We start from the raw sequence: 21,257 nt of genomic DNA on the forward strand, positions 1-21,257 counted from the left end.
TTGGCGCCGAGGGATGGGCTATGTCACGCAACCGGGCGCGATCGGTGTAAAGGCGACGCGGGACACCCCGCGCGAGGGCATCTTTCGCGTGCTCGATGCGCAGCGCGACAAGGCGGCGGTGATCACCCGCACGCTCGGCCGCGCGGCGTTCGAGGCGACGAAGGACGGCTCGACGGTGGTCATGCTCTCCGCCTGGCCCGAATCCGTGGCCGGTCTGACCGCCTGGGCCTCGGAAGACGGGGCAATACAACCTCGCGCCGCTTTCGGCGCTGCTGAAGGCGCAAGGCGGCAAGTAAGGCCGCGCCCGGCCCGGCCCCCTGCAAGAGCGTATTTGGACCAAGAAGAAACGGCATCGGCTTCTTCTTGGACCAAATACGCCCCTTTCCGCAGGTCGTCCCGGTCGCCGCCGCCGGAATTGCGTATTTCGCCCAAGAAAAAGCCCTCCCCGAAGGGAAGGCTGTTTTTCCTTGTCCAAATACGCCCTTCGCGCGGGCGGGCTTAAAGGTTGCCGCGGCGCACGAAGAGCCCCGCATCTTCCGCCGCGCGGCGCAGGGCCTTGGATTTGTTCACGGTTTCCTGAACTCCGCCTCGGGGTCGCTGTCATAGACGACACCGCCGCCCGCCTGGATGTAAAGCGTCTGATCCTTCACCACCGCGGTGCGCAGCGCGATGCACATGTCCATCTCGCCATTTGCCGCGAAATAGCCGACACCGCCGCCATAGATGCCGCGCTTTTCCGGTTCCAGCTCATCGATGATCTCCATCGCCCGCACTTTCGGCGCGCCCGAAACGGTGCCCGCGGGCAGACCGGCGAGCAGGGCGGAGAGCGCATCCTCGCCCTCGGCCAGTTCGCCCACCACGTTCGAGACGATGTGCATGACGTGGGAATAGCGCTCGATCACGAATTTCTCGGTCGGGCGCACGGTGCCGATCTTCGCCACCCGGCCGACATCGTTGCGGCCCAGATCGAGCAGCATCAGATGCTCGGCCAGTTCCTTCTTGTCGGCGAGCAGGTCCGCTTCCAGCGCCTTGTCTTCCTCGGGCGTCGCGCCGCGGGGGCGGGTGCCCGCGATCGGGCGGATCGTCACCTCGCCATCGCGCAGCCGCACGAGGATCTCGGGCGAGGCGCCGACGATCTGGAAGCCGCCGAAATTGAGGAAGAACATGAAGGGCGAAGGGTTGGTGCGCCGCAGCGAGCGGTAAAGCGCAAAGGGCGGCAGCGGGAAATCCGCAGACCAGCGCTGCGCGGGCACGACCTGAAAGATGTCGCCCGCGCGGATGTAGTCCTTCGCCTTCTCCACCGCGGCCTTGTAGCCCTCGGGGGTGAAGTTCGATTTCAGCGGCCCGACCTGCGCGGCCTCGCCCATCTCGCGGCCCTGTGCGGGCGTGCGGTCAAGATCGCGCAATGCATCCATCACCCGTTCCGCCGCCTGCGCATAGGCCGCCCGCGCCGAGAGGCCCGATCCATGGAAGGCGGGGGCGCAAAGGATCACGTCGCCCTTGACGCCATCCAGCACGGCGACGACCGAGGGCCGCATCAGCACCGCATCGGGCACGCCGAGCGGATCGGGATTGACGTTCGGCAGATGCTCGACGAGCCGGATCGTGTCATAGCCAAGATAGCCGAAGAGCCCGGCCGCCGCCGCGGGCAGGCCCTCGGGCATGTCGATGCGGCTTTCGGCGATCAGCGCCCGCAGGCTCTCGAACGGATGGCCGGGCAGGTCTTCGAAGCGATCTTCGAACCGGGCCTGCCGGTTGATCCGCGCCGCCGTGCCGCGGCATTCCCAGATCACGTCGGGCTTCATGCCGATGATCGAATAGCGCCCGCGCACTTCGCCGCCGGTCACCGATTCCAGCATGAAGCTGTTCTTCTGTGCATCCGCCAGCTTCAGCATCAGCGAGACCGGCGTATCGAGATCGGCCGCCAGCCGCGCATAGACCAGCTGGTTGCGGCCCTCGGCCCAGGCGGCCTCGAACGCGTCATATCCGGGGAAAAGCGCGACCATCGGGGCCTCCGTCACTGAAACTGCGATTGCACGGCAGCGATCATCGCGCTGTCGAGCTTGATACCGGCCTCGGCCTGCGCCGCGCGGGCGTAGAAGGCGACGAGATCGGTGCCGATCGACTGGCCAAGCCGCGTGTCGAAGGTCTTGCGCAGCTGCACCAGTTCCGGATCGGCCATGTCGGCCGGTTTCACCGCGCGCACGAGCAGCACGAAGACCTTGCCGTCCTCGGTCAGAACGGCGGTCTTGCTACCTCGGTCGTGAAGGCGGTTTTCGCCAGCGCCTGCGGCGCGCCCTCGACAAAGCCGTCGCGCTGCAGATCGGGGGCCGATTTCTCGGTCAGCCCGGCCTCGGTCAGCGTTTTGCCCGCCGCCAGCGTCTCGCCCACGGCCTTGGCCTTCGCCTGTTTCGCCTTCACGAGCTCGGCCGCACGCCAGCTGGCTTCGACCTTGTCGCGAACCTGCGCGAAGGGGATCGGCGCCGCCGCCGTCACGCCATCAAGACGCAGCGCGAAAACGCTGCCATCTTCGAGCGTGCCAAGTTCCGGGAAATCGTCGGCGGTGACCTTCGCGGCCGCTTCGCGGAAGGCGTCATAGGCGGCGATGCCGTCGCGGGTATCGGCCGCCATCGAGATCTTGCCCGCCTGCATCTTGGTTTCCTTGACCATGTCCTCGCGTCGCGCCCGAGGCCAGCTTGTCTTCAAGCTCCGAAGTCATGTCGCCGATCATTCGCCGCGCCTTGTCGATCGCCAGTTCGGCGGCAATGTCACCCTTGGCTTCGTCGAAGGTGGTGGTTTCGCTCGGCACGAGGCTTTCGAACTCGAAGATCGCCGGGCCAAGATCGGTGTCGAGCGGCCCGACCGGGCCGGGGGTCGTCTGGGCAAAGACGGTCTTGCCCGCATCGCCGCCGACCTGATCCTGCGAGACCTCGCCAAGGTCGATATCCGTCGCGCTCAGCCCGCGCTCCTTGGCCAGATCGACCAGCGTCGCCGTACCCGCCTTGATCTTCGCCATCGCGGCTTCGGCCTCGGCCATGGTCGGGAAGACGAGCTTTTTCAGCTTGCGCCGCTCGGGCTGCACATAGTCCGACTTGCGCTCGTCATAGGTCGATTTCAGCAGCGCCTCGTCGATGGTGATGTCGTTCTTCAGCATCTCGGGCGTCAGCCAGACGTAGGAAATCTCGCGCGTTTCGGGCTTGGTGAATTCGGCGATCTGCGCCTCGTAATAGGCCTTCAGCGTCGCGTCATCGGGCTTGGGCAGCGCCTCGACGATCCCGGCATCGGGATCTCGGCAAAGGCCACATCGCGGGTTTCGCCCAGATAGCCGATGTAGCTGTCCAGAAGCGGCGCCGGAGCCGCCACGCCGCCCGCCGCCGCGCCTTGCAGGATCGAGCGGGCGATATCGGCGCGCAACTGCGTCTCGAAACCGCTTTCGGTCATGCCTTGCTGCCGCAGCGCCTCGCGATAGGTCTCGCGGTCGAATTTGCCATCCATGCCCTGAAACGGCCGGGCCGAACGGATCTGCTTGCTCACCTCGGCATCGCCGACCGACAGCCAAGCCGCCGGGCCTGTTCGCTCAGCGCCGCGGTGTTGAAAAGCTGCGCCTGCACTGCCTGATCCAACCCCATCGCCCGCACTTCGGACATCGAGGGCGCATGGCCGATCTGCTGCGCGACGGCGTCGATTTCCTGCCGCAGCGCCTGGGTATACTGCCGGGTGCTGATTTCGCTCTCGCCCACCGCCCCGATGCTTTGACCGCGGTTCGAGAAGCTGCTGACCTTGTAGCCGCCAAGGCCCAGAACGATCATCGCCAGAAGCACCCAGACCATCACGCTCTTGCCAGAGCTGCGCAACAACGTCGACATGGGACCTCCCGGGGTTTTCTGGTCTTTGGGGTGTTTAGGGCTTTGGCCGCAAGGCCGCAAGCATCAGAGCCGCAGTCGTCCCCGATCAGGGCTGCAATGCGGCAAGCCGCCTCATCAATTCCGCGATACCCGCGGTGTCGATATTGGCAAAAGCGATGCGCAGCTGGCGCTGCCCGGCGGGGTCGGTCGCGGGCATGAACATCGTGCCCGGCAGCAGCAGCACCGAGGCCTCGGTCACCAGACGCTTGGCAAACTCCGGGGCGGGCAGGGGCGAGGGGTGTTCGACATAGGCGAAATAGGCGCCACAGCCGAGCGTTTTCCAGCCCGGCAGTGCGGCGAGCCCCGCCGTCATCGCAGCGCGACGGGCGAGGATCTCGGCCCGTTCGCCCGCGACCCATTGCGTCAGGTTCTGCATCCCCCAAAGCGCCGCGATCTGGCCCAACTGGCTCGGGCAGATGGCGACGGTATCGAGGAATTTCTCCACCTCGGCCAGCCGCGCCGCACTCGCGACGATCGCGCCGACGCGGTGGCCGGTCAGCCGATAGGCCTTCGAAAAGGAGTAAAGCTGGATCAGCGTCTCGTCCCAATCGGGGTCGGTGAAAAGATCATGCGGGGCTCCCGATCGGGCGTCGAAATCGCGGTAGGTCTCGTCGACGATCAGCGCAAGGCCGTGACGGCGGGCCAGATCGGCAAAGGCGCGCACCAGCTCGGCCGGATATTCGACGCCGCCCGGGTTGTTCGGCGTGACCAGCACGATGGCGCGGGTGGCGGGGGTGATCAGCGCCGCCGCGTGATCCGGGTCGGGCAGCAGGCTCGGCCCGGTCGGCAGCGGCACCGTCGTCACGCCCGCCATGTCGAGCCACATTTTATGGTTGAAATACCAGGGCGTTGGCAGAAGAACTTCATCCCCGGCACCCGCCAGAGTGGCGAGCGCCGCGCAGAAGGCCTGATTGCAGCCCTGGGTGATCGCCACCTGCGCCGGGGTGATGGTGCCCCCATAGGTCGCGGACCATTGCGCCGCCACCTCGGCGCGCAGATCGCCATTGCCCAGGACCGGCCCGTAAAGATGCGCGGCGGGGTTGTCGAGCGCCGCTTGCGCGATCGCCTGACGCAGCGCGAGCGGCGGCGGATCGATCGGCGCGGCTTGGGATACGTTGATCAAGGGCCGCTCGGGCGGGAAGGTGACCCTCGATCCAGCGCCGCGCCTCCATCACCGGGGGCAAAGGTAGTGCCAAGCGCGGGGTTCAGCGGGTGGATCATGGCGGCCTCCGGTCAGTGTCGCGCCACCCTTCCATTCGCCCGCGCCCTTGGCAGGGAGGACGCCTGCGGCGGGCGCGTATTTTGCCAAGAAAACCGCCTGCTTTTTCTTGGTGCAAATACGCCCTGTCGCGGGTGGGGCGGGCGCGCGGCTTCAGTCGGTGCCGCGATAGGGCTGGACGTATTGCAGCGCCATGTCCCAGGGGAAAAAGATCCAGGTGTCTTGCGAGACTTCGGTGATGTAGGTGTCGACCTGCTCGCGGCCCTTCGGTTTCGCATAGACGGTGGCGAAATGCGCCTTGGGATACAGGCGGCGCACTAGTTCGAGCGTCTTGCCGCTGTCCACCAGATCGTCGATCACCAGAATGCCTTCGCCCTCGGCGCCCATCAGATCATCCTGCGGCGCCTTGATCACCACCGGATCGGATTGGGTCTGGTGGTTGTAGCCCTTGACCGAGATCGTGTCGATGATGCGGATGTTGAGTTCGCGCGCGATGATCGCCGCGGGGACCATGCCGCCGCGGGTGATGCCCACGATTGCCTTCCAGGCGCCATTGTCGGGCCCCTTGCCATCGAGCCGCCAGGCCAGCGCCCGCGCATCGCGGTGCAGCTGGTCCCAGCTGACGTGAAAGCCTTTTTCATGCGGCAAACGTTCGGCCATCTTTGCCTCCTCAGGTCAGGGCAAGCTTCAGGCCCATCAGCCCCAGAAGCCCGCCGAAAGTGCGGTCGATCAGTGTTTTCAGGCCCAGATAGGCGGCCCGCGTCCGGTCGAGCGAGAAGATCCGCGCCACAAGCACGTTCCAGACCGTATCGTTGAAGAAGATGATGCCCAGAATGACGCCGTAAGCCCAGAAGGGCACCACCGGCGGCAGGAAGGTCAGGAAGACCGTGCCGAAGAAAACGGCCGGTTTCGGATTGGCCAGCTGGGCCGCAATGCCACGCCAGACTTGCCCCAGCGCGGTGCGGCTGGCGTGATCCTCGGGCAGTTCCATCGACATCGGCTCGGCCGAATGGCGCCACATCTTGTAGGCAAGGTAAAGCAAATAGGCCGCGCCCGCGAATTTCAGCACGGTGAGCAGGGTGGGGGCGATCTTGAACAGCAGCGCCAGTCCGAACATCGCCGCAACGGCCCAGATGCAGGCGCCAAGGCCGATGCCGACAGCGAGCCAGGCGCCGCGCACGAAGCCCTCGCGCAGACTTGTCCGGGCCGCCAGCAGCACCGCCGGACCCGGAGAGATCGCCGCCGCAAGCGAGATCATGTAGATGCCCAGAAAGGCGGCGAAGCTCATCTCAGTCCTTGCGCCCCGTCACCACGTCGATATCGGGCGCGTCGACCGCCTTCATGCCGACGACATGATAGCCCGCATCGACGTGCAGGTTCTCGCCCGTGGTCCCCGACCCCAGATCCGAGAGCAGGTAAAGCGCGGCCTTGCCGACCTCTTCCTGCGTCACGTTGCGGCGCAGGGGCGAATTCAGCTCGTTCCACTTCATGATGTAGCGGAAATCGCCGATGCCCGAGGCGGCCAGCGTCTTGATCGGCCCGGCCGAGATCGCGTTGCAGCGGATGCCGAGCTTGCCCAGATCCTCGGCGATGTACTTGACCGAGGCTTCCAGCGCGGCTTTCGCAACGCCCATCACGTTGTAATGCGGCATCACCTGTTCGGCGCCGTAATAGGTCAGCGTGAGCAGCGAGCCCCCCGCGGGCATCATCGCCGCGGCGCGGGCGCAGACGGCGGTGAAGGAATAGACCGAAATGTCCATCGTCATGGTGAAGTTGCCGCGCGAGGTGTCGACATAGCGACCGCGCAGCTCGTTCTTGTCGGAGAACCCGATCGCATGGACCACGAAATCGAGTGTCCCCCACGCGTCCTTCAGCCCGGCGAAAAGCGCATCCATGCTGTCTTCATTCGCCACGTCGCATTCGAACAGGAGCGGCTTGCCAAGGCTTTCGGCCAACGGCTCGACGCGCTTTTTCAGCGCCTCGCCCTGATAGGAGAAGGCAAGCTCAGCGCCCGCATCGGCAAGCGCCTTGGCGATGCCCCAGGCGATCGACTTGTCATTGGCGAGCCCCATGATCAGGCCCCGTTTTCCCGCCATCAGGCCCGTCGTCATTTCCGCAATCTCCCGCTTGCCTCTGGAAAGTGCGCTCTCATTAGGCGAAGATTGCAAAGTCAGCAAGGCGGGTTGACGTCGGGGCAGCGGCGCCTTGGCGTCGCATCCTCAACAGAAAGGGCAGGATATGAGCGACAGAACCGGCATCTTTGCGGGCGAAGATCCCTTTGCGCTGGCGCAATCCTGGCTGACCGAAGCCGAGAAAACCGAGATCAACGACCCCAATGCCATTGCCCTGGCCACCGTCGATGCCGAGGGGCTGCCCAATGTGCGGATGGTGCTTCTGAAAGAGATCGAGGCGCACGACGCGCCCTCGGGCGGGGCGTTTTGTTCTATACCAATTACGGTTCTGCAAAGTCGGCCGAGATCGAGGCTGCGGGCAAAGCCGCCTTCGTGCTGCACTGGAAGAGCCTGCGTCGGCAAATCCGCGTGCGCGGCCTCGTGAGTCGTGAAGAGGGGCCGCAGGCGGACGCCTATTATGCCTCGCGCTCGCTCAAGTCGCGGCTCGGTGCCTGGGCCTCGCGGCAAAGTGAACCGCTGTCCTCGCGCACGGCGCTGATGGCCGAGGTGGCGAAGGTGACGGCCGCGCATGGCACCGCGCCCTCGCGTCCGCCGTTCTGGGGTGGTTTCCGCATCTTGCCGCTCGAGATCGAATTCTGGGCTGACGGGGCGTTTCGGCTGCATGATCGCTTCCGCTGGCGCCGTGACGCGCCGGGCGCCGCCTGGGAGATCCTTCGGCTGAACCCCTGATCCTGACGCTGCGTCAGCCTGAAATGCGGCTCAAATTGACTGCATTTCACGCTTCGCCAATCGCAGACTGCCCAAAAAGACAAGCCAAATCAGCTTGAATCCGGTTGCGAACCTGTGACAACTGATCTGCAGCGCTCTGGCGGACGTCCACAGTCCCGGCGCATCAGAAAATGGACGGCAGCGGATGGTTGACGAAGCGGGCGCGGCGCGTGAAGTCGCGGGTCGGGTGAAATGGTTCGACGCGGGCAAGGGGTTCGGGTTCATCCTCGACGGCGAGGGCGGACCGGACATTCTTCTCCATGCCAATGTGCTGCGCAATTTCGGACAAAGCTCGGTGGCTGACAATGCAGGGATTCGCGTGCTGGTGCAGGCGACGCCGCGCGGGGCGCAGGCGATCGAAGTGCTCGAAATCTCGCCGCCCGAAACCGACAACCGGCTGGCGCCGATCGAGGATCTGGGCGAGACCGACCCCGAGGTGATCGCGGCGCTGCCGCTGGAACCGGCGCGGGTGAAGTGGTTCGACAAGGGCAAGGGTTTTGGCTTTGCAAATGTCTTCGGCAGGCCCGAAGATGTCTTCATCCATGTCGAGGTGCTGCGCCGCTCGGGGTTCGCCGATCTGGCGCCGGGAGAGGCGGTATGTCTGCGGGTGATCGAGGGGCGGCGCGGCCGGATGGCGGCGCAGGTCACAAGCTGGGAATCCGCGCTGCGCACGCGCTGATCCTTTTTCTTGTCGCGGGTCTTTGCGGGCTGGCGGCTCCTGTGGCCGCTGCCGACTGCGATGATGCCAGCTTCGCGGCGGCGCGTCAGGGGCAGGGCGAGGCCGTGCTCTGCATCGAACGCCCCGAAGGTCGGCTGCGCCTGAACGTCGAGATCGCCGATACCGAGGCCGAGCGCGAACGCGGTCTGATGGGGCGCGATCATCTTGATCCGGGCAGCGGCATGATCTTCGTCTATCCGGGGCCGCGCACGGTCGCGTTCTGGATGCATGATACGCCTTTGCCCCTCGACATGCTTTTCATCGATGCCACGGGCCACATTCTGACCATCCATCCCGACGCGCGCCCCTATGACGAGACCCCGATCTGGTCGGGCGGTCCGATCCAATATGTGCTTGAGATCGCGGGCGGGCAGGCGGCTGCGCTGGGGCTGGCACCCGGACAGCGCATCCTGCCGCTCGACTGAGCCATTTCCCCTTTTCAGCGCCCGCCGGTGTCGCTATTGAAGGCGCAATCGGGGCGTAGCGCAGCCTGGTAGCGCGTCTGTTTTGGGTACAGAAGGTCGTGAGTTCGAATCTCGCCGCCCCGACCATTCCGAATTCCCCTTTATAGTCAATGGCTTAGGCGGCGGCTCGGTCGGCCATGTGTTACAGTCAGGCGTGTGTAACACATGGGCTTTCCGGTTGGGCCGACTCGCCTTTGACATGAAAACGGGCGAGGTTTTCACCTCGCCCGCGTGCTTGTTGATTGTGCCGGGGATCAAGCGGCTTCGAGCCTGCACTTGATGGCCGCAATAACGTCTTCGAGATGTTCGGGCGGCGTCGCCGCAAGTGCATCGTCGGTTTCGTGGAGTGCGCAATTTCAGAACGAGGTAGAGCTTGTTCGGTGAACCGGTGTCTTTCGTCATCCGCTCACGAAGCCGTGAGTTCAATCTCTCCTCGGCACGTCGCGGGCAGGATGTTTGCGTCACAGAGAACTTCGGTCAGGGCCGTTTCCCAGTCGGCGGCCCGCGCGGCCATGCGCAGATCAAACAGAAGGCGGGCGTAAGCGTTCTCGTCAATGAAGGTCGGCCCTGCTTTGAGCGACGGCGATTACGTGTTGAAGGCGCGCAACCGCTGCCGGATGCAGGCGCAAGGCGGTGCGACGATCACCGCCGAGCGGTTCAGAAAGTTCGCACCGGGGCTGGTCAAGATACGGTTGAAGCCTTTCGGGAACAGAGATTCGTGCCCAGAAGCGGCCATCCTTCTCTTTCCAATACCGAAGCTTCCCAGCCATCTTGCACCCCGATTCTGGCACCAACTCTGGGACCAAAAATGGCACAAGGGTCGGAAAATCAAGGTTATTCTTTGAGATCAAAGGGATGCTCTGGTAGGCCCGGAGGGACTCGAACCCCCCAACCAAGGCGTTATGAGCGCCCGGCTCTAACCATTGAGCTACAGGCCCCCAGAGTGCGCAAAGCTCTAGGCAAGATGGGCACAACGGTCAAGCGCCGGAATGGGGCAGGGGGGCCGCCCCATTCCGATCCCCGACGCTCAGCGCAGATGCGCGAGGAAGGTGTCGATTTCTTCCGCGGTCGTGTCCCAGGTCGTCACCATCCGCGCGGCCAAGGGCGTCTCGCCCGGGCCGTCGAGCGATTGGTCGAAGGGCCAGAGATAATAGGAGGCGCCCGCCGCATGGAGCGCGCGATGCGCGGCACGGGGGAAGGCGGCGAAGACCTCGTTCGCCTGCGTCGGATGGGTAAGCGATGCCCCGGGCACCGCCGCAATCCCCGCCGAGAGCCGTGCGGCCATCGCATTCGCGTGCCGGGCGAGGCGCAGCCACAGATCGCCGTCCAGATAGGCCGCCATCTGCGCCGCAAGGAAGCGGTGCTTCGAAAAGAGATGGCCGCCGCGCTTGCGGCGCAGCTCGAACTCCCAGGCGCGGGCGGGATCGAAGATGATCACCGCCTCGACCCCCATGCAGCCGTTCTTGGTGCCGCCAAAGCTCAGCACGTCGATCCCGGCTTTCCAGGTCACCTCGGCGGGCGTGCAGCCCAGAGTGACGAGGGCATTGGCAAACCGCGCCCCGTCCATGTGCACCGGCAGCTTGAACTCGCGCGCGACCGCCGTCAGCGCGGCGACTTCGGCGGGGGTGTAGATTGTTCCGGCCTCGGTCGCATTCGTCAGCGAGACCATGCCGCGCTGCACGTTATGCACCCCGGCCCGCGCGGTATGGGCGATCGCCGCGCGCAGACCGGCAGGGTCCATCTTCGCATGCGGGCCGTCCACCAGAACCAGTTTCGAGCCGCCGGTGTAGAATTCGGGCGCGCCGCATTCGTCTTCTTCGATATGGGCATTGCGGTGGCAGAAGATCGCCCCCCAGGGCTGAGTCAGCACCGCACAGGACAGCGCATTCGCCGCCGTTCCGGTCGCCACCAGATAGACCGAAGCATGCGGCGCCTCGAAGATCTCGCGCAGATGTTCGACCACCGCCCCGGTCAGCGGATCGGCCCCATACGAGGCCACATGACCCGCATTCGCCGCCGCCAGCGCAGCCATGATCTCGGGTGCGACGCCCGCGGTGTTGTCAGAAGCAAAATGCATTCAGAGGTCCTCGATGATATAGTCCTGCCAGTCTTCCTCGGGCACCTCTGCCTCGGAGACGGTCCATCCGCGCACCGATTGACGGGCGTCATGCACCGTCTCGGGATCGCCGGAAATCAGATAGTGCCAGGGCTCGAGCGGCTTGCCCTCGTAGCGCAGCCGATAGGCGCAGGTCACGGGCATCCAGTAGACGCTTTTCTTCAGCGATTTCGGCGTCAACCGCACGCATTCGGGCACGAATTGATGCCGGATCTCGTAGTTGCGGCAGCGGCAGCTTTCGCCGTCGAGCAGCCGACAGGCGACCCGGGTGAACTCGAGCTCGCCCGTGTCTTCGTATTCGAGCTTGTTGAGGCAGCATTTGCCGCAGCCATCGCACAAGGCCTCCCATTCGGCGGGGGTCAGCTTGGCCAGCGGCAAGGTCCAGAACAGGGGGCGCAGATTACTACTCATCGCGCAAAAGCTGACTCGGATCGGGGCATTTTCATAGTCACATCACGCGGAGCGCAGGATTTCGCGCGCGGTTTCGCAATCGGCTGCCATCTGTTTCATCAGGGCGGGCAGGCCGTCGAACTTCATTTCCGGGCGCAGATAGTCGACCAGCGCCACCGAGAGGTGCTGGCCGTACAAATCGCCCTCGAAATCGAAGAGGAAGGTCTCGAGATTCGGCGCGTTTTCGCCAAACATCGGCCGCACGCCAAGGCTCGCCGCGCCGAGGTAAGCCCCCGCATGCGGGCCGGTCAGCACATCGACCTTGACCGCATAGACGCCGAGCTTCGGCAGATGCAGCCGCGCCACCGACATGTTGGCGGTCGGAAAGCCAAGGTCGCGGCCGCGCTTGTCGCCGTGCATCACCTCGCCCTCGATCCGGTGCAGGTGACCGAGCATCTTCGCCGCATCGCGCACCCGCCCCTCGGCCAGCGCCTTGCGGATGTTGGTCGAGGAGACCTCGATCCCGTCGATGTGCAGAAGCGGCGCCACCGTGACGTCAAAGCCAAGCTCGCGGCCAAGCGCGATCAACTCGGTCGTGCCCGCCCGCGGCGCGGCCCTTGCCAAAGCGGAAATCGCCGCCCACCGTGACATGGGCGACGCCCAGCCCCCTCGGCCAGAACTTCGCGGGCGAAGGTTTCCGGGTCCATCCCCGCAAGGTCGCGGTTGAAGGGCAGCTCGTAAAGCCGTTCGACGCCGAGTTTCGCCAGCCGATGTTCCCGCGCTTCGGCGTTCATCAGCCGGAAGGGCGCGGCATCCGGGGCGAAGACTTCGCGCGGATGGGGTTCGAAGGTGATGATGCCCAAGGGCTCGCGACCGCGCGCCAGATCGATCACCGATTGATGCCCCAGATGCACCCCGTCGAAATTGCCCATCGCCACCGAGGCGCCACGCGCCTCGGGCGAGAGCCCCGTCCAATGGGTATAGGTCTGCATTCCCGGTCTCGTCCCCGCCTCCGGCGAGGCCGCCGGTCGTGTCAGCTCTTGCAGGCGGGCGCCAGAACCTGCGCTTCGCCCTCGATCACCACCGTATCGCCCACGCGGCAGCGGGTTTCAAGGGTCACGCGACGCTTCACCGGGTCGATCGACGCAACCGTGACTTCGGCCGTGACGACGTCACCGGGGCGGACCGGGGCGCGGAATTTCAGCGATTGGCCAAGGTAGATCGTGCCATGGCCCGGCAGCTGCTCGCCGATCACCGCCGAGATCAGCCCGGCCGAGAGCATCCCATGCGCGATCCAGCCCTTGAACATCGTGCCCTTGGCGAAGTCGTCATCCAGATGCACCGGGTTGCAGTCGGTCGAGACCTCGGCAAAAAGTTCGATGTCGCGGTCGGTGATTTCCTTGGTCAGGCTGCGCATCATGCCGACCTCGAGCTGGTCGATGCAGATCGTGCCGCGGACGATGGGGTCGGTCATGAGAGGCGCTCCGGCTTGGGGTCATGTTGCGCCGCGGCATAGCATGGCACTATTCACCATGCAAGCGCAGCGAAACTTATGAACCCAAGATGAAGGTCGAACGCAAGATAGTTGCGAGACGATTTCAGCGCAGACGGCCGATCGTGTATTGCGGGTCTTGCTGACGCGCGCCGAGCCAGCCCCGGAGCAGGTCCCGGTTCGGATTGTCGACATCGGGGCCGAATTGCTCGGCGGCGAGCCCGCCCGAGACGAAGAGCACGTCGAGGTTCTCGCCGATCGCGCCCGCCACATCGGTGTTGATGCCGTCGCCGATCGCCAGCACGCGGCTGTCATCGGCCAGACCGAACTCCGCCATGCGGCGCCGCGCCATGTCATAGATCGGCGGATGCGGTTTGCCGAAATACATCGTGCGCCCGCCCATTTCCTCGTAAAGCGCGGCGAGCGCGCCGGCGCAATAGATCCGGGTTTCGCCCATGTCGACGACGACATCGGGGTTGGCGCAAAGCATCGGCAGGCCGCGGGTCTTGGCTTCAAGGAAGCGCGGGCGGTAGTCTTCGGGGACTTCGTTCAGCTCGTCGAAGGGGCCGGTGCAGACGATGCCCTCGGCCTGATCGAAGGGGACCAGCTGAACATGGGTCCGGCCCTCCCATTCTTTCGGGATCTCGGTGAAGAAGCCGTCGTCCTTGTGCGGCCCGAGGTGCCAGAGCTTGCGCCCGACCGCGCCTGCGAACATCGCATCCTGCGCCGCGTCGCCCGAGGTGACGATGGCATCCCAGGCCTCGCGCGGCACGCCCATCCGGTCGAGCCCCTCGGCGACAAAGCGGGCCGGGCGCGGCGCGTTGGTGATCAGGATCACCCGGCCGCCCTGACCGCGGAAGCCTTGAAGCGCGGCGACGGCCGCGGGGAAGGGGGCGACGCCATTGTGCACGCAGCCCCAGAGATCGCACAGCAGCACGTCGTAACGGGCGGAGATTTCGGCGAGCGACTGGAGGATGCGGGTCATGGGGCGGCCTTTCGGAACGGTTCGGACATCGATGCGGCCAGCTTATGACATGGGTGCGACAGAATGACAAAGGGGCACGACGCGGTGCGGCGCGCGTCGCGGCCGCCCGGGGCAGGGGGGGCGCTGCCCCCCTCTGGCTGCGCCATTCACCCCCCGAGGTATTTTTGGCAAGATGAAATCCGGTTCATTCATCTTGCCAAAAATACCTCGGGGGAGTCCCGAAGGGACGGGGGCAGCGCCCCCCCCTGCTTGCCCCGGGGCCCCAAGCTGCGGTATCTCTGCATCTCAAGAACACCAATGAAAGCGAGCACCATGTCCGGCGATCTTCTGTCTTCGACCCAGACCGAGACTTATGACGCCTCCTCGATCGAGGTGCTCGAAGGGCTGGAGCCGGTGCGCAAGCGGCCGGGCATGTATATCGGCGGCACGGATGAGCGCGCGCTGCATCACATGGTGGCCGAGATTCTCGACAACGCCATGGACGAGGCGGTGGCGGGGCACGCCAATCGGATCGAGGTCGAGGTGAACGCCGATGGCTCGGTCACCGTGCGCGACAACGGCCGCGGCATTCCGGTCGATCCGCATCCGAAATTCCCGGCAAATCGGCGCTGGAAGTGATCCTGTGCACGCTGCATGCAGGGGGCAAGTTCTCGAACAAGGCCTATTCGACCTCGGGCGGGTTGAACGGGGTGGGCTCGTCGGTGGTGAATGCGCTCTCGGATCTGATGGTGGTGCAGGTCGCGCGCAACAAGGAGCTTTACGAGCAGCGGTTTTCGCGCGGGGTGCCGCAGGGGCCGGTCGAAAAGCTTGGCGCGGCGCCCAATCGGCGCGGCACGATGGTGACCTTTCACCCCGATCCGGAGATTTTCGGCTCGCTCAGCCTGAAACCCGCGCGGCTCTTCAAGATGACGCGCTCGAAGGCTTATCTGTTTTCGGGCGTCGAGATCCGCTGGAAGACCGCGATCCCCGATGGCGACACGCCGACGGAAGCGACCTTCCATTTCCCGAATGGCCTTGCCGATTATCTGGGCGAAGCCCTGACCGGGGCCTCGACCTATTCCGACAAGCCCTTTGCGGGGCGGGTGAGTTTCGAGGAGAAATACAACATCCCAGGGTCGGTCGAATGGGCGATCAACTGGACGCCGGTGCGCGACGGCTTCCTGCATTCCTATTGCAACACCGTGCCGACGCCCGAAGGCGGCACGCATGAAGCCGGGTTCTGGGCCGCGATCCTCAAGGGCATCCGCGCCTATGGCGAGCGGATCAACAACAAGAAGGCGGCGCAGATCACCCGCGAGGACATGCTGACGGGCGGCTGCGCGTTGATTTCGATCTTCATCCGCGAGCCGTCCTTTGTCGGCCAGACCAAGGACCGGCTTTCGACCGAGGAAGCCGCGCGCTGGGTCGAAAATGCGGTGCGGGATTATTTCGACACCTGGCTGACCACCGATACCAAGGCCGCGGGGGCGATCCTTGATTTTCTTGTGCTGCGGGCCGAGGAGCGGCTGCGGCGCAAGGCGGAAAAGGAGACCTCGCGCAAATCGGCGACGAAGAAGCTGCGGCTGCCCGGGAAGCTGGTCGATTGCTCGGCCACGAACCGCGAGGGGACGGAGCTGTTCATCGTCGAAGGCGACTCGGCCGGTGGCTCGGCCAAGATGGCGCGGGACCGGACGATGCAGGCGCTTTTGCCCCTGCGCGGCAAGATCCTGAACGTGCTGGGCGCGGCGAGTTCGAAACTGGGCCAGAATCAGGAGATCAACGATCTGGCGCAGGCTTTGGGCGTGGGTCTGGGCACGAAGTTCCGCGTCGATGATCTGCGCTATGACAAGATCATCATCATGACCGACGCCGATGTCGACGGCGCGCATATCGCGTCGCTTCTGATGACCTTCTTCTTCACCCAGATGCGGGGCTGATCGACAAGGGCCATCTGTATCTGGCCTGCCCGCCGCTTTACCGGCTGACGCAGGGGGCGAAGCGGATCTATGTCGCCGACGATGCCGAGAAGGAGCTCTGGATGGCCAAGGGTCTGGGCGGGCGCGGCAAGATCGACGTGCAGCGCTTCAAGGGTCTGGGCGAGATGGATGCCAAGGACCTGAAGGACACGACGATGAACCCGGCAACGCGCAAGCTGATCCGGGTCACGATCGACGACGAATTCGCGGGCGAGACCGATGATCTGGTCGAGCGGCTGATGGGGAAAAAGCCCGAGCTGCGGTTCCAATATATCACCGAGAACGCGCGGTTCGTCGAAGAGCTGGATGTGTGATCCCGCAGGGGGGGAACGTGTTGATCGACAGCGTTGTCGACGCCGCAAAAGCTAGCCTCGTCGCCGACCTCTTTGCGGTTCCGGCGATCGAGGACTATGTGGTCGCCCGTTGGGCATATCTGAACGGATTGAAACGCCAATACTACTGGAGCGCGGCACAGGCGCTTGAGAAACTGCTCAAAGCCTCGTTGATCTCTGCGAATGTGGGGGTGAGAAACGACAAGCACCACATCGCCAAGATGAGCACCAAACTTGAGGCTCTCGGGCCAAGGCCTTCGCTCACAGAGCCCTTCTCAACGGTTGAGCCACACAAACTTATCCGGGGAACACAATCTGACCCGATGGGGTTCATCGCGCAGATCGATCAATACGGGGCCCCTAACTCTCGCTACGGATTGCTGGACTTCGTGACCTATGAGGGCGACATCCATCGGTTTGATGAAACCGTTTTTCGGATCATCGTCGCAGGGGAGTCGATCGCTTCCGTAGGCAAGAACGATAATCCCGGCTTTCGTCCTGAGCACTGGGCGTTTTCTTCAGACGCGAGAGATGCTGCACTCAAAGGTAATCGGATTTTCCAAAGCTCCAATCCAGCTCACCTTCTGCACGGCGACGGTTTCTGTATGGCGCGTACGCCCAAGAAAATGCACGATTACGATTCAGAACCCCTGAAGTCGGCGATGCAATGGCTCCGTGGACTTGCGCAGATGGGCTAGAGATTCTTCGAGGCCCTTTCCGATACCTTTGCCCCAGAGATTTGCCGGTTGATGCGCCCGGTGGTATGTGTGTACGAAGTTCGACAAGTTTGTCTCAACAAAGCCGTCTATCCAAAGCGCGCGAGTGACAACCAATCTTGACCGGCCTAGACGGTGCATGGAAGCCTTAACGGCTGTTCTCTGAGACCGCTATCTCGGTCGAACGTCGCTCGCCCGCCTGTGGATGGAGTATGCAGCTGTTGCAGCCATCAGACTTCGGGCGCATTGAACGAGCGCGCCCGATCCTGTCTTGTGTTCAGCCGTGCCGGGGCGCTGACAGGACTGAGCCAGCCCGCTCAGTTCAGCACCTGCCGCCGCCGCTCGGCCTCGCGTGCCAGGATCGTGCGGGCCGGATGCGCCGAGATCGGCACCCGGCGGTCGGGGGATATTTCGCCCGCGGCGATCAGTGCATGATAGCGCGCAGCACACCCGCAGAAACGAGGTAAAGTTGCCCAGGTCGTGATCGGCATCCATCGCCTCGTGCCAGAGCTTGGTGATCAACTGCGCGGTGGTCATGCCGTCGCGCTGCCCGATCTCGGTCAGCGTGTCCCAGAAATGGGTCTCGATCCGGATCGAGGTGGCGACCCCGTCGATGCGCAGGCTGTGGGTGCGGCTTTGCCATTGACCCGCATCGGCCTTGATGAAGAGTTCACACATCGCGGGGCCTCCCTTCCCGTTGATGTTACAACAGCGCCATGAACTGTTTGAGCCACGCAGGATGCGCGGGCCAGGCAGGCGCGGTCACCAGATTGCCATCGGTCACAGCCTCTGTCACCGTAATTTCCGCGTAAGTCCCGCCCGAGGCGGTCACCTCGTAGGAACAGGCCGGATAGGCCGAGCAGGTCCGCCCCTTCAGCACCCCGGCCGCGGCCAGCAGTTGCGCCCCGTGACAGATCGCGGCGACCGGTTTGCCCGCCTCGAAGAAGTGCCGGACCATCGCCAGAACCTCGGGGTTGAGTCGCAGATATTCCGGCGCCCGCCCGCCCGGGATCACCAGCGCATCGTAGGTTTCGGCCTTGATCGCGGCGAAATCGGCATTGAGCGCGAAATTGTGACCGGGCTTTTCGGAATAGGTCTGATCGCCCTCGAAATCATGAATCGCCGTCTTCACCGTATCGCCCGCCGCCTTGCCGGGGCAGACCGCATCGACGCTGTGATCGCAGGCCAGAAGCGTCTGAAACGGCACCATCGTCTCGTAATCCTCGGTGAAGTCACCGGTAATCATCAGGATCTTCGCCATCTTGCATCCTCCCTTTGCTGTGGCAGGGGTCCAGCATGAGGCAATCCGGCGCAGCTGTGGTGTTAGCCAGATACTACGCCTGCGGGCGGTGCTGCCGGGGGCGAGGCTTGTCCCGCCGCATCCAAAGGTCTGCCTGCAAGTGACTGGAAAAATGCCGAAACACTCGCCGAGTCGTGGTGGCTCCGGCGGCCTTGCCGCGCGAATAGTATGGTTAATTTTATAGGTTTTATCCCCTTGGCATTTATGTTTCGAAAATCACCTTAACCTTAACGTGTGCCCATTCTTCGACGGGCAACGATATCAGGAGTGCTGCTCGATGCGATCCTATCTCATTCTGGCGGGAATTGTCGTTCTGACAATCCTTGGCGATTACGCGCTCAAATATGCTTCGCTGCGCGCCTCGCCCCATACCTCGCCCTGGTTTCTGGGCGGGGCGGCGCTTTATGCGCTGACCGCGCTGGGGTGGATGTGGCTGATGCAAAGCCAGAGCCTTGCGCAGATCGCCGTTCTCTACAGTTCTGCCACCATCCTGCTGCTCACCGGCGTCGGTATCGTTTTCTTCGGAGAAACCCTCTCGACGCGACAGATCGCGGGCATCGCCGCCGCGCTCTTTTCCGTCGTGATGATGCAGGCCGAGGCCTGACGTCCGACCAAACCCCAACAACCCCGAGACTCGCGATGTTTCTTGTAAAACACTATGTCACCCGCAGCGAAATCCACGGACTTGGCGTTTTCACCCATGTTCCGATCCGTGCCGGTGATACGGTCTGGCGCTATGATCCGATGTTTGATGTGGACATTCCGGAGGCCGCGCTGCAGAAATTTCCGGAAGATTTGGCGCAAACAGTCCTTCATCACGCAGAATATATCCCGCATCTCGGGATCTTCCGGCTTGGCAATGATGGAGACATGTTCATGAATCACAGCAAGGATCCGAGTCTGATCGATCGCGGCGAAGAGATGATCGCGGCGCGGGATCTGGCCCCGGGAACCGAACTGACCTGCGATTACGGGCAGGTCCATGTTCTTGGCTTCGAAAACGCCCCGCGGCCGCTGGAGGCGGCTGCCTGATGAGCGGAAATACCCTGCCGCGGCAGATCGTGGTCCTTGTGACCGCGGTTTTGCTTGCGGTGCTGGCCGTGCTTTGGATGTCGCTCGTGTCCGTGCGGGCGACGATGGACCGAAGCGCGGCCGAGGAATCGACGAAACGAGTCGCCGGTCGGGTGCAGAATCTGCTCGAACAGGTTTCGTTGCTCGCAAGCGACTATCACAACTGGACCGACCTTTACGTCGATGCGGAGGATCTGGCGATCGATCGTCTGGCCTCGAACTACGGCATCACTGCGCATCGGGGGGAGGTGTTTCAATATGCCGAGGTTTTTGATGGCCCTTTCGTGGCGCCGCTCTCTTGGCATGAGGGGGAGGGGCTTGCGCCGCAGCCGGGCTTCCTGACGGAGCGCACCCGTCAGGTGTTGCGCGACATCGTTCCCGGGCTCGACCCCGAGCATCGCGAAACGCACGCCTATTTCGAGATGCGCAACGGCCTGCCGGTGATGTTCTCGAGCTCGTATCTGTTGCCCGAAAACCCGGAGATGCTGGCCCGGGTTCCCCCCGGCAGTGCCGCGATCGCGACGATCGGAAAGGTGCTGGCGCCGCAACGCTTGCGCGATATGGAAAGCGAATTCTCCATCTCCGGGCTTGCGGTGACGATTACCCCGCCCGAGGGGACGGTCTCAACTTCGCTGGCGGGGGTCGACGGACGCCCTGTCGGCTGGCTGCGCTGGACCCCGCCGCAGCCCGGCACGCTGCTGTTTTGGAAGATGTTTCCGATCATGGCGGCGATCAGCGTTGTGTTCATGGTGATATCCTATTCTGCCGCGCTGCTCTTGCGCTCCAAGGCCGCCGGACTGATCGAGCGCGAGGCGATTTCCTTTGACCGCGCCCGCAGCGATGCGCTCACCGGGCTGCCGAACCGTTTTGCCATGCGCGAGCATCTCGATTCCCTGCGGGACCGTGGCGAAATCGACTGCGCCGTGCTGGCCATCGATCTGGTGCGCTTCAAGCTGATCAATGACACGGTTGGGCATCTGGGCGGCGATGTCTTTTTGGTGGAATTTGCCGCGCGCCTGCGCACGATCGCCGATGAAACCGCTTTTCTTGCCCGTTATGGGGGCGACGAATTCTTCGTGGTGTTTTCCGCCACAGCGGACCTGGAGCGGATCGTCGCTGAAAAATGTCTGCAGATCAATGCTCTGTCAGAGAAGCCGATCCTGTGTAACGGGATGAGCTTCGAGGTGCAGGCCTCCAAGGGCCTCGCCTTCGAAGATCACCGTGGCATGGAACAAGAAGAGCTTCTGCGCCGCGCGGACCGGGCGATGTATTCCGCCAAGTTGCGCGAGACGCTGGAAGTCGTGCGTTATGACAAACGGATGGAAACCGAGGATATCGATCACAAGCGGATCGAAAAAGAGCTGCGCCGCGCGCTGAGCGAAGGGCAGGGGCTTGAGGTGCATTACCAGCCCATCGTTCCGGCCAATCCTGGGGCGGGACCGACCCGCTACGAGGCGCTGGCGCGCTGGACCTCGCCCGAGCTTGGCAAGGTCTCGCCCGACCGCTTCATCAAGGTGGCCGAGGCGACCGGGCTGATCATGCCGCTGGGCTGGAAGCTGCTCGATCTCGTCTGCGCGGATATGCACCTGCTCGACAAGGCGCGTGTCAGCATCAACGTGTCGCCGACACAGCTGATGAGCCGCGGCTTTGCCGAGAAGTTCACGGACATGGTGATGTCGCATGGCATTGCGCCC

General features: G+C 64.0%; 20 protein-coding genes, 2 tRNA genes and 6 pseudogenes (1 of these 28 cut by a window edge). 10 read left to right on the plus strand and 18 right to left on the minus strand.

All coding sequences use genetic code 11. The features are described 5' to 3' along the window. The first annotated feature begins 13 nt into the window (after positions 1 to 13). Entirely contained in the window at positions 14 to 502 is a 489-nt protein-coding gene (locus ACTTAI_RS08035) for a hypothetical protein (RefSeq protein ID WP_444455234.1), read from the plus strand. Here the strand turns inward: ACTTAI_RS08035 and trpE are convergent. The 10 genes and pseudogenes from trpE to ACTTAI_RS08085 form a co-directional block, all read right to left on the minus strand. Then, positions 499 to 2,006 (minus strand): annotated as a pseudogene (gene trpE, locus ACTTAI_RS08040) (anthranilate synthase component I). The gene ACTTAI_RS08035 and the pseudogene trpE overlap by 4 nt on opposite strands. Positions 2,007 to 2,017: 11 nt before the next feature. Continuing rightward, a complete protein-coding gene (locus ACTTAI_RS08045) occupies positions 2,018 to 2,215 on the minus strand; it encodes a hypothetical protein (RefSeq protein ID WP_444455235.1) in 198 nt (65 codons plus the stop codon). A 20-nt stretch (positions 2,216 to 2,235) separates the two neighbouring features. Further along, complete coding sequence (locus ACTTAI_RS08050) at positions 2,236 to 2,652, minus strand: hypothetical protein (RefSeq protein WP_444455236.1); 417 nt, start codon at positions 2,650 to 2,652, stop codon at positions 2,236 to 2,238. Beyond that, the gene (locus tag ACTTAI_RS08055; protein ID WP_444455237.1) at positions 2,594 to 3,154 is read right to left on the minus strand and encodes a peptidyl-prolyl cis-trans isomerase; all 561 of its coding nucleotides are present in this window, start codon (positions 3,152 to 3,154) and stop codon (positions 2,594 to 2,596) included. Before ACTTAI_RS08055 ends, ACTTAI_RS08050 begins: the two co-directional genes overlap by 59 nt. Positions 3,155 to 3,234: 80 nt before the next feature. Next, a pseudogene (locus ACTTAI_RS08060) lies at positions 3,235 to 3,866 on the minus strand (SurA N-terminal domain-containing protein). An 85-nt stretch (positions 3,867 to 3,951) separates the two neighbouring features. Next, a pseudogene (locus tag ACTTAI_RS08065) lies at positions 3,952 to 5,126 on the minus strand (aminotransferase). A gap of 151 nt (positions 5,127 to 5,277) precedes the next feature. After that, on the minus strand, positions 5,278 to 5,784 hold the full coding sequence (gene gpt / locus ACTTAI_RS08070; protein WP_444455209.1) for a xanthine phosphoribosyltransferase: 507 nt from the start codon (positions 5,782 to 5,784) through the stop codon (positions 5,278 to 5,280). Positions 5,785 to 5,794: 10 nt separating this feature from the next. Continuing rightward, the gene (locus ACTTAI_RS08075; protein WP_444455210.1) at positions 5,795 to 6,412 is read right to left on the minus strand and encodes a LysE family translocator; all 618 of its coding nucleotides are present in this window, start codon (positions 6,410 to 6,412) and stop codon (positions 5,795 to 5,797) included. Position 6,413: 1 nt separating this feature from the next. Beyond that, positions 6,414 to 7,235 carry an enoyl-ACP reductase FabI gene (gene fabI / locus ACTTAI_RS08080; protein WP_444455238.1) on the minus strand — a complete coding sequence of 274 codons (822 nt, stop codon included), beginning with the start codon at positions 7,233 to 7,235 and terminating at the stop codon, positions 6,414 to 6,416. Positions 7,236 to 7,275: 40 nt separating this feature from the next. Further along, positions 7,276 to 7,539, minus strand: a complete 264-nt coding sequence (locus ACTTAI_RS08085; protein WP_444455828.1) for a hypothetical protein — start codon at positions 7,537 to 7,539, stop codon at positions 7,276 to 7,278. On the opposite strand from ACTTAI_RS08085, the pseudogene pdxH reads away from it, so the two are divergent. The 4 genes and pseudogenes from pdxH to ACTTAI_RS08105 all read left to right on the plus strand — a co-directional run bounded on the left by pdxH (position 7,423) and on the right by ACTTAI_RS08105 (position 9,293). Beyond that, positions 7,423 to 7,985: pseudogene (gene pdxH, locus ACTTAI_RS08090) on the plus strand (pyridoxamine 5'-phosphate oxidase). The gene ACTTAI_RS08085 and the pseudogene pdxH overlap by 117 nt on opposite strands. A 184-nt stretch (positions 7,986 to 8,169) precedes the next feature. After that, positions 8,170 to 8,703, plus strand: a complete 534-nt coding sequence (locus ACTTAI_RS08095; protein WP_444455239.1) for a cold-shock protein — start codon at positions 8,170 to 8,172, stop codon at positions 8,701 to 8,703. Between the two features lie 41 nt (positions 8,704 to 8,744). Then, the gene (locus ACTTAI_RS08100; RefSeq protein ID WP_444455240.1) at positions 8,745 to 9,167 is read left to right on the plus strand and encodes a DUF192 domain-containing protein; all 423 of its coding nucleotides are present in this window, start codon (positions 8,745 to 8,747) and stop codon (positions 9,165 to 9,167) included. 49 nt (positions 9,168 to 9,216) lie between these two features. Further along, positions 9,217 to 9,293, plus strand: a tRNA-Pro gene (locus tag ACTTAI_RS08105). Between the two features lie 774 nt (positions 9,294 to 10,067). Here the strand turns inward: ACTTAI_RS08105 and ACTTAI_RS08110 are convergent. The 6 genes and pseudogenes from ACTTAI_RS08110 to ACTTAI_RS08135 all read right to left on the minus strand — a co-directional run bounded on the left by ACTTAI_RS08110 (position 10,068) and on the right by ACTTAI_RS08135 (position 14,189). After that, positions 10,068 to 10,144, minus strand: a tRNA-Ile gene (locus tag ACTTAI_RS08110). 89 nt (positions 10,145 to 10,233) lie between these two features. Next, positions 10,234 to 11,283, minus strand: a complete 1,050-nt coding sequence (locus tag ACTTAI_RS08115) for a threonine aldolase family protein (protein ID WP_444455241.1) — start codon at positions 11,281 to 11,283, stop codon at positions 10,234 to 10,236. Further along, positions 11,284 to 11,733: a YcgN family cysteine cluster protein gene (locus ACTTAI_RS08120; RefSeq protein WP_444455242.1), complete on the minus strand. Its 450-nt coding sequence runs from the start codon at positions 11,731 to 11,733 to the stop codon at positions 11,284 to 11,286. It abuts the gene before it with no gap. Between the two features lie 42 nt (positions 11,734 to 11,775). Beyond that, positions 11,776 to 12,704: pseudogene (locus ACTTAI_RS08125) on the minus strand (bifunctional riboflavin kinase/FAD synthetase). Between the two features lie 41 nt (positions 12,705 to 12,745). Beyond that, positions 12,746 to 13,186: a MaoC family dehydratase gene (locus ACTTAI_RS08130; RefSeq protein WP_444455216.1), complete on the minus strand. Its 441-nt coding sequence runs from the start codon at positions 13,184 to 13,186 to the stop codon at positions 12,746 to 12,748. A gap of 124 nt (positions 13,187 to 13,310) precedes the next feature. Beyond that, positions 13,311 to 14,189, minus strand: a complete 879-nt coding sequence (locus ACTTAI_RS08135; RefSeq protein ID WP_444455243.1) for a TIGR01459 family HAD-type hydrolase — start codon at positions 14,187 to 14,189, stop codon at positions 13,311 to 13,313. 312 nt (positions 14,190 to 14,501) lie between these two features. On the opposite strand from ACTTAI_RS08135, the pseudogene parE reads away from it, so the two are divergent. Both parE and ACTTAI_RS08145 read left to right on the plus strand, forming a co-directional pair. Beyond that, positions 14,502 to 16,458 (plus strand): annotated as a pseudogene (gene parE, locus ACTTAI_RS08140) (DNA topoisomerase IV subunit B). A 20-nt stretch (positions 16,459 to 16,478) separates the two neighbouring features. Beyond that, on the plus strand, positions 16,479 to 17,174 hold the full coding sequence (locus ACTTAI_RS08145) for a hypothetical protein (protein WP_444455244.1): 696 nt from the start codon (positions 16,479 to 16,481) through the stop codon (positions 17,172 to 17,174). Positions 17,175 to 17,363: 189 nt separating this feature from the next. Here ACTTAI_RS08145 and ACTTAI_RS08150 read toward each other — a convergent pair whose 3' ends face one another. Both ACTTAI_RS08150 and ACTTAI_RS08155 read right to left on the minus strand, forming a co-directional pair. After that, complete coding sequence (locus ACTTAI_RS08150) at positions 17,364 to 17,870, minus strand: ribbon-helix-helix domain-containing protein (RefSeq protein WP_444455245.1); 507 nt, start codon at positions 17,868 to 17,870, stop codon at positions 17,364 to 17,366. Between the two features lie 25 nt (positions 17,871 to 17,895). Then, on the minus strand, positions 17,896 to 18,453 hold the full coding sequence (locus ACTTAI_RS08155) for a DJ-1/PfpI family protein (protein ID WP_444455246.1): 558 nt from the start codon (positions 18,451 to 18,453) through the stop codon (positions 17,896 to 17,898). A 316-nt stretch (positions 18,454 to 18,769) separates the two neighbouring features. Here ACTTAI_RS08155 and ACTTAI_RS08160 point away from each other — a divergent pair, with 316 nt between their 5' ends. The 3 genes in view from ACTTAI_RS08160 to ACTTAI_RS08170 are tightly spaced (at most 35 nt apart) and all read left to right on the plus strand, a layout consistent with a single transcriptional unit that may run on beyond the window. Continuing rightward, on the plus strand, positions 18,770 to 19,096 hold the full coding sequence (locus ACTTAI_RS08160) for a hypothetical protein (RefSeq protein WP_444455247.1): 327 nt from the start codon (positions 18,770 to 18,772) through the stop codon (positions 19,094 to 19,096). A gap of 35 nt (positions 19,097 to 19,131) precedes the next feature. Next, positions 19,132 to 19,524 (plus strand): SET domain-containing protein, encoded by a 393-nt coding sequence (locus ACTTAI_RS08165; protein ID WP_444455248.1) that lies wholly within the window; start codon positions 19,132 to 19,134, stop codon positions 19,522 to 19,524. Next, positions 19,524 to 21,257, plus strand: partial view of a putative bifunctional diguanylate cyclase/phosphodiesterase gene (locus ACTTAI_RS08170; protein ID WP_444455249.1) — the 5' portion only. 420 nt of this gene lie beyond the right edge of the window; 1,734 of the gene's 2,154 nt are visible here — the first part of the coding sequence; its start codon is at positions 19,524 to 19,526; its stop codon lies off the right edge, out of view. Before ACTTAI_RS08165 ends, ACTTAI_RS08170 begins: the two co-directional genes overlap by 1 nt.

The organism is Rhodobacter capsulatus (genome assembly GCF_052363175.1).
GTDB classification, from domain to species: domain Bacteria; phylum Pseudomonadota; class Alphaproteobacteria; order Rhodobacterales; family Rhodobacteraceae; genus Rhodobacter; species Rhodobacter capsulatus_D.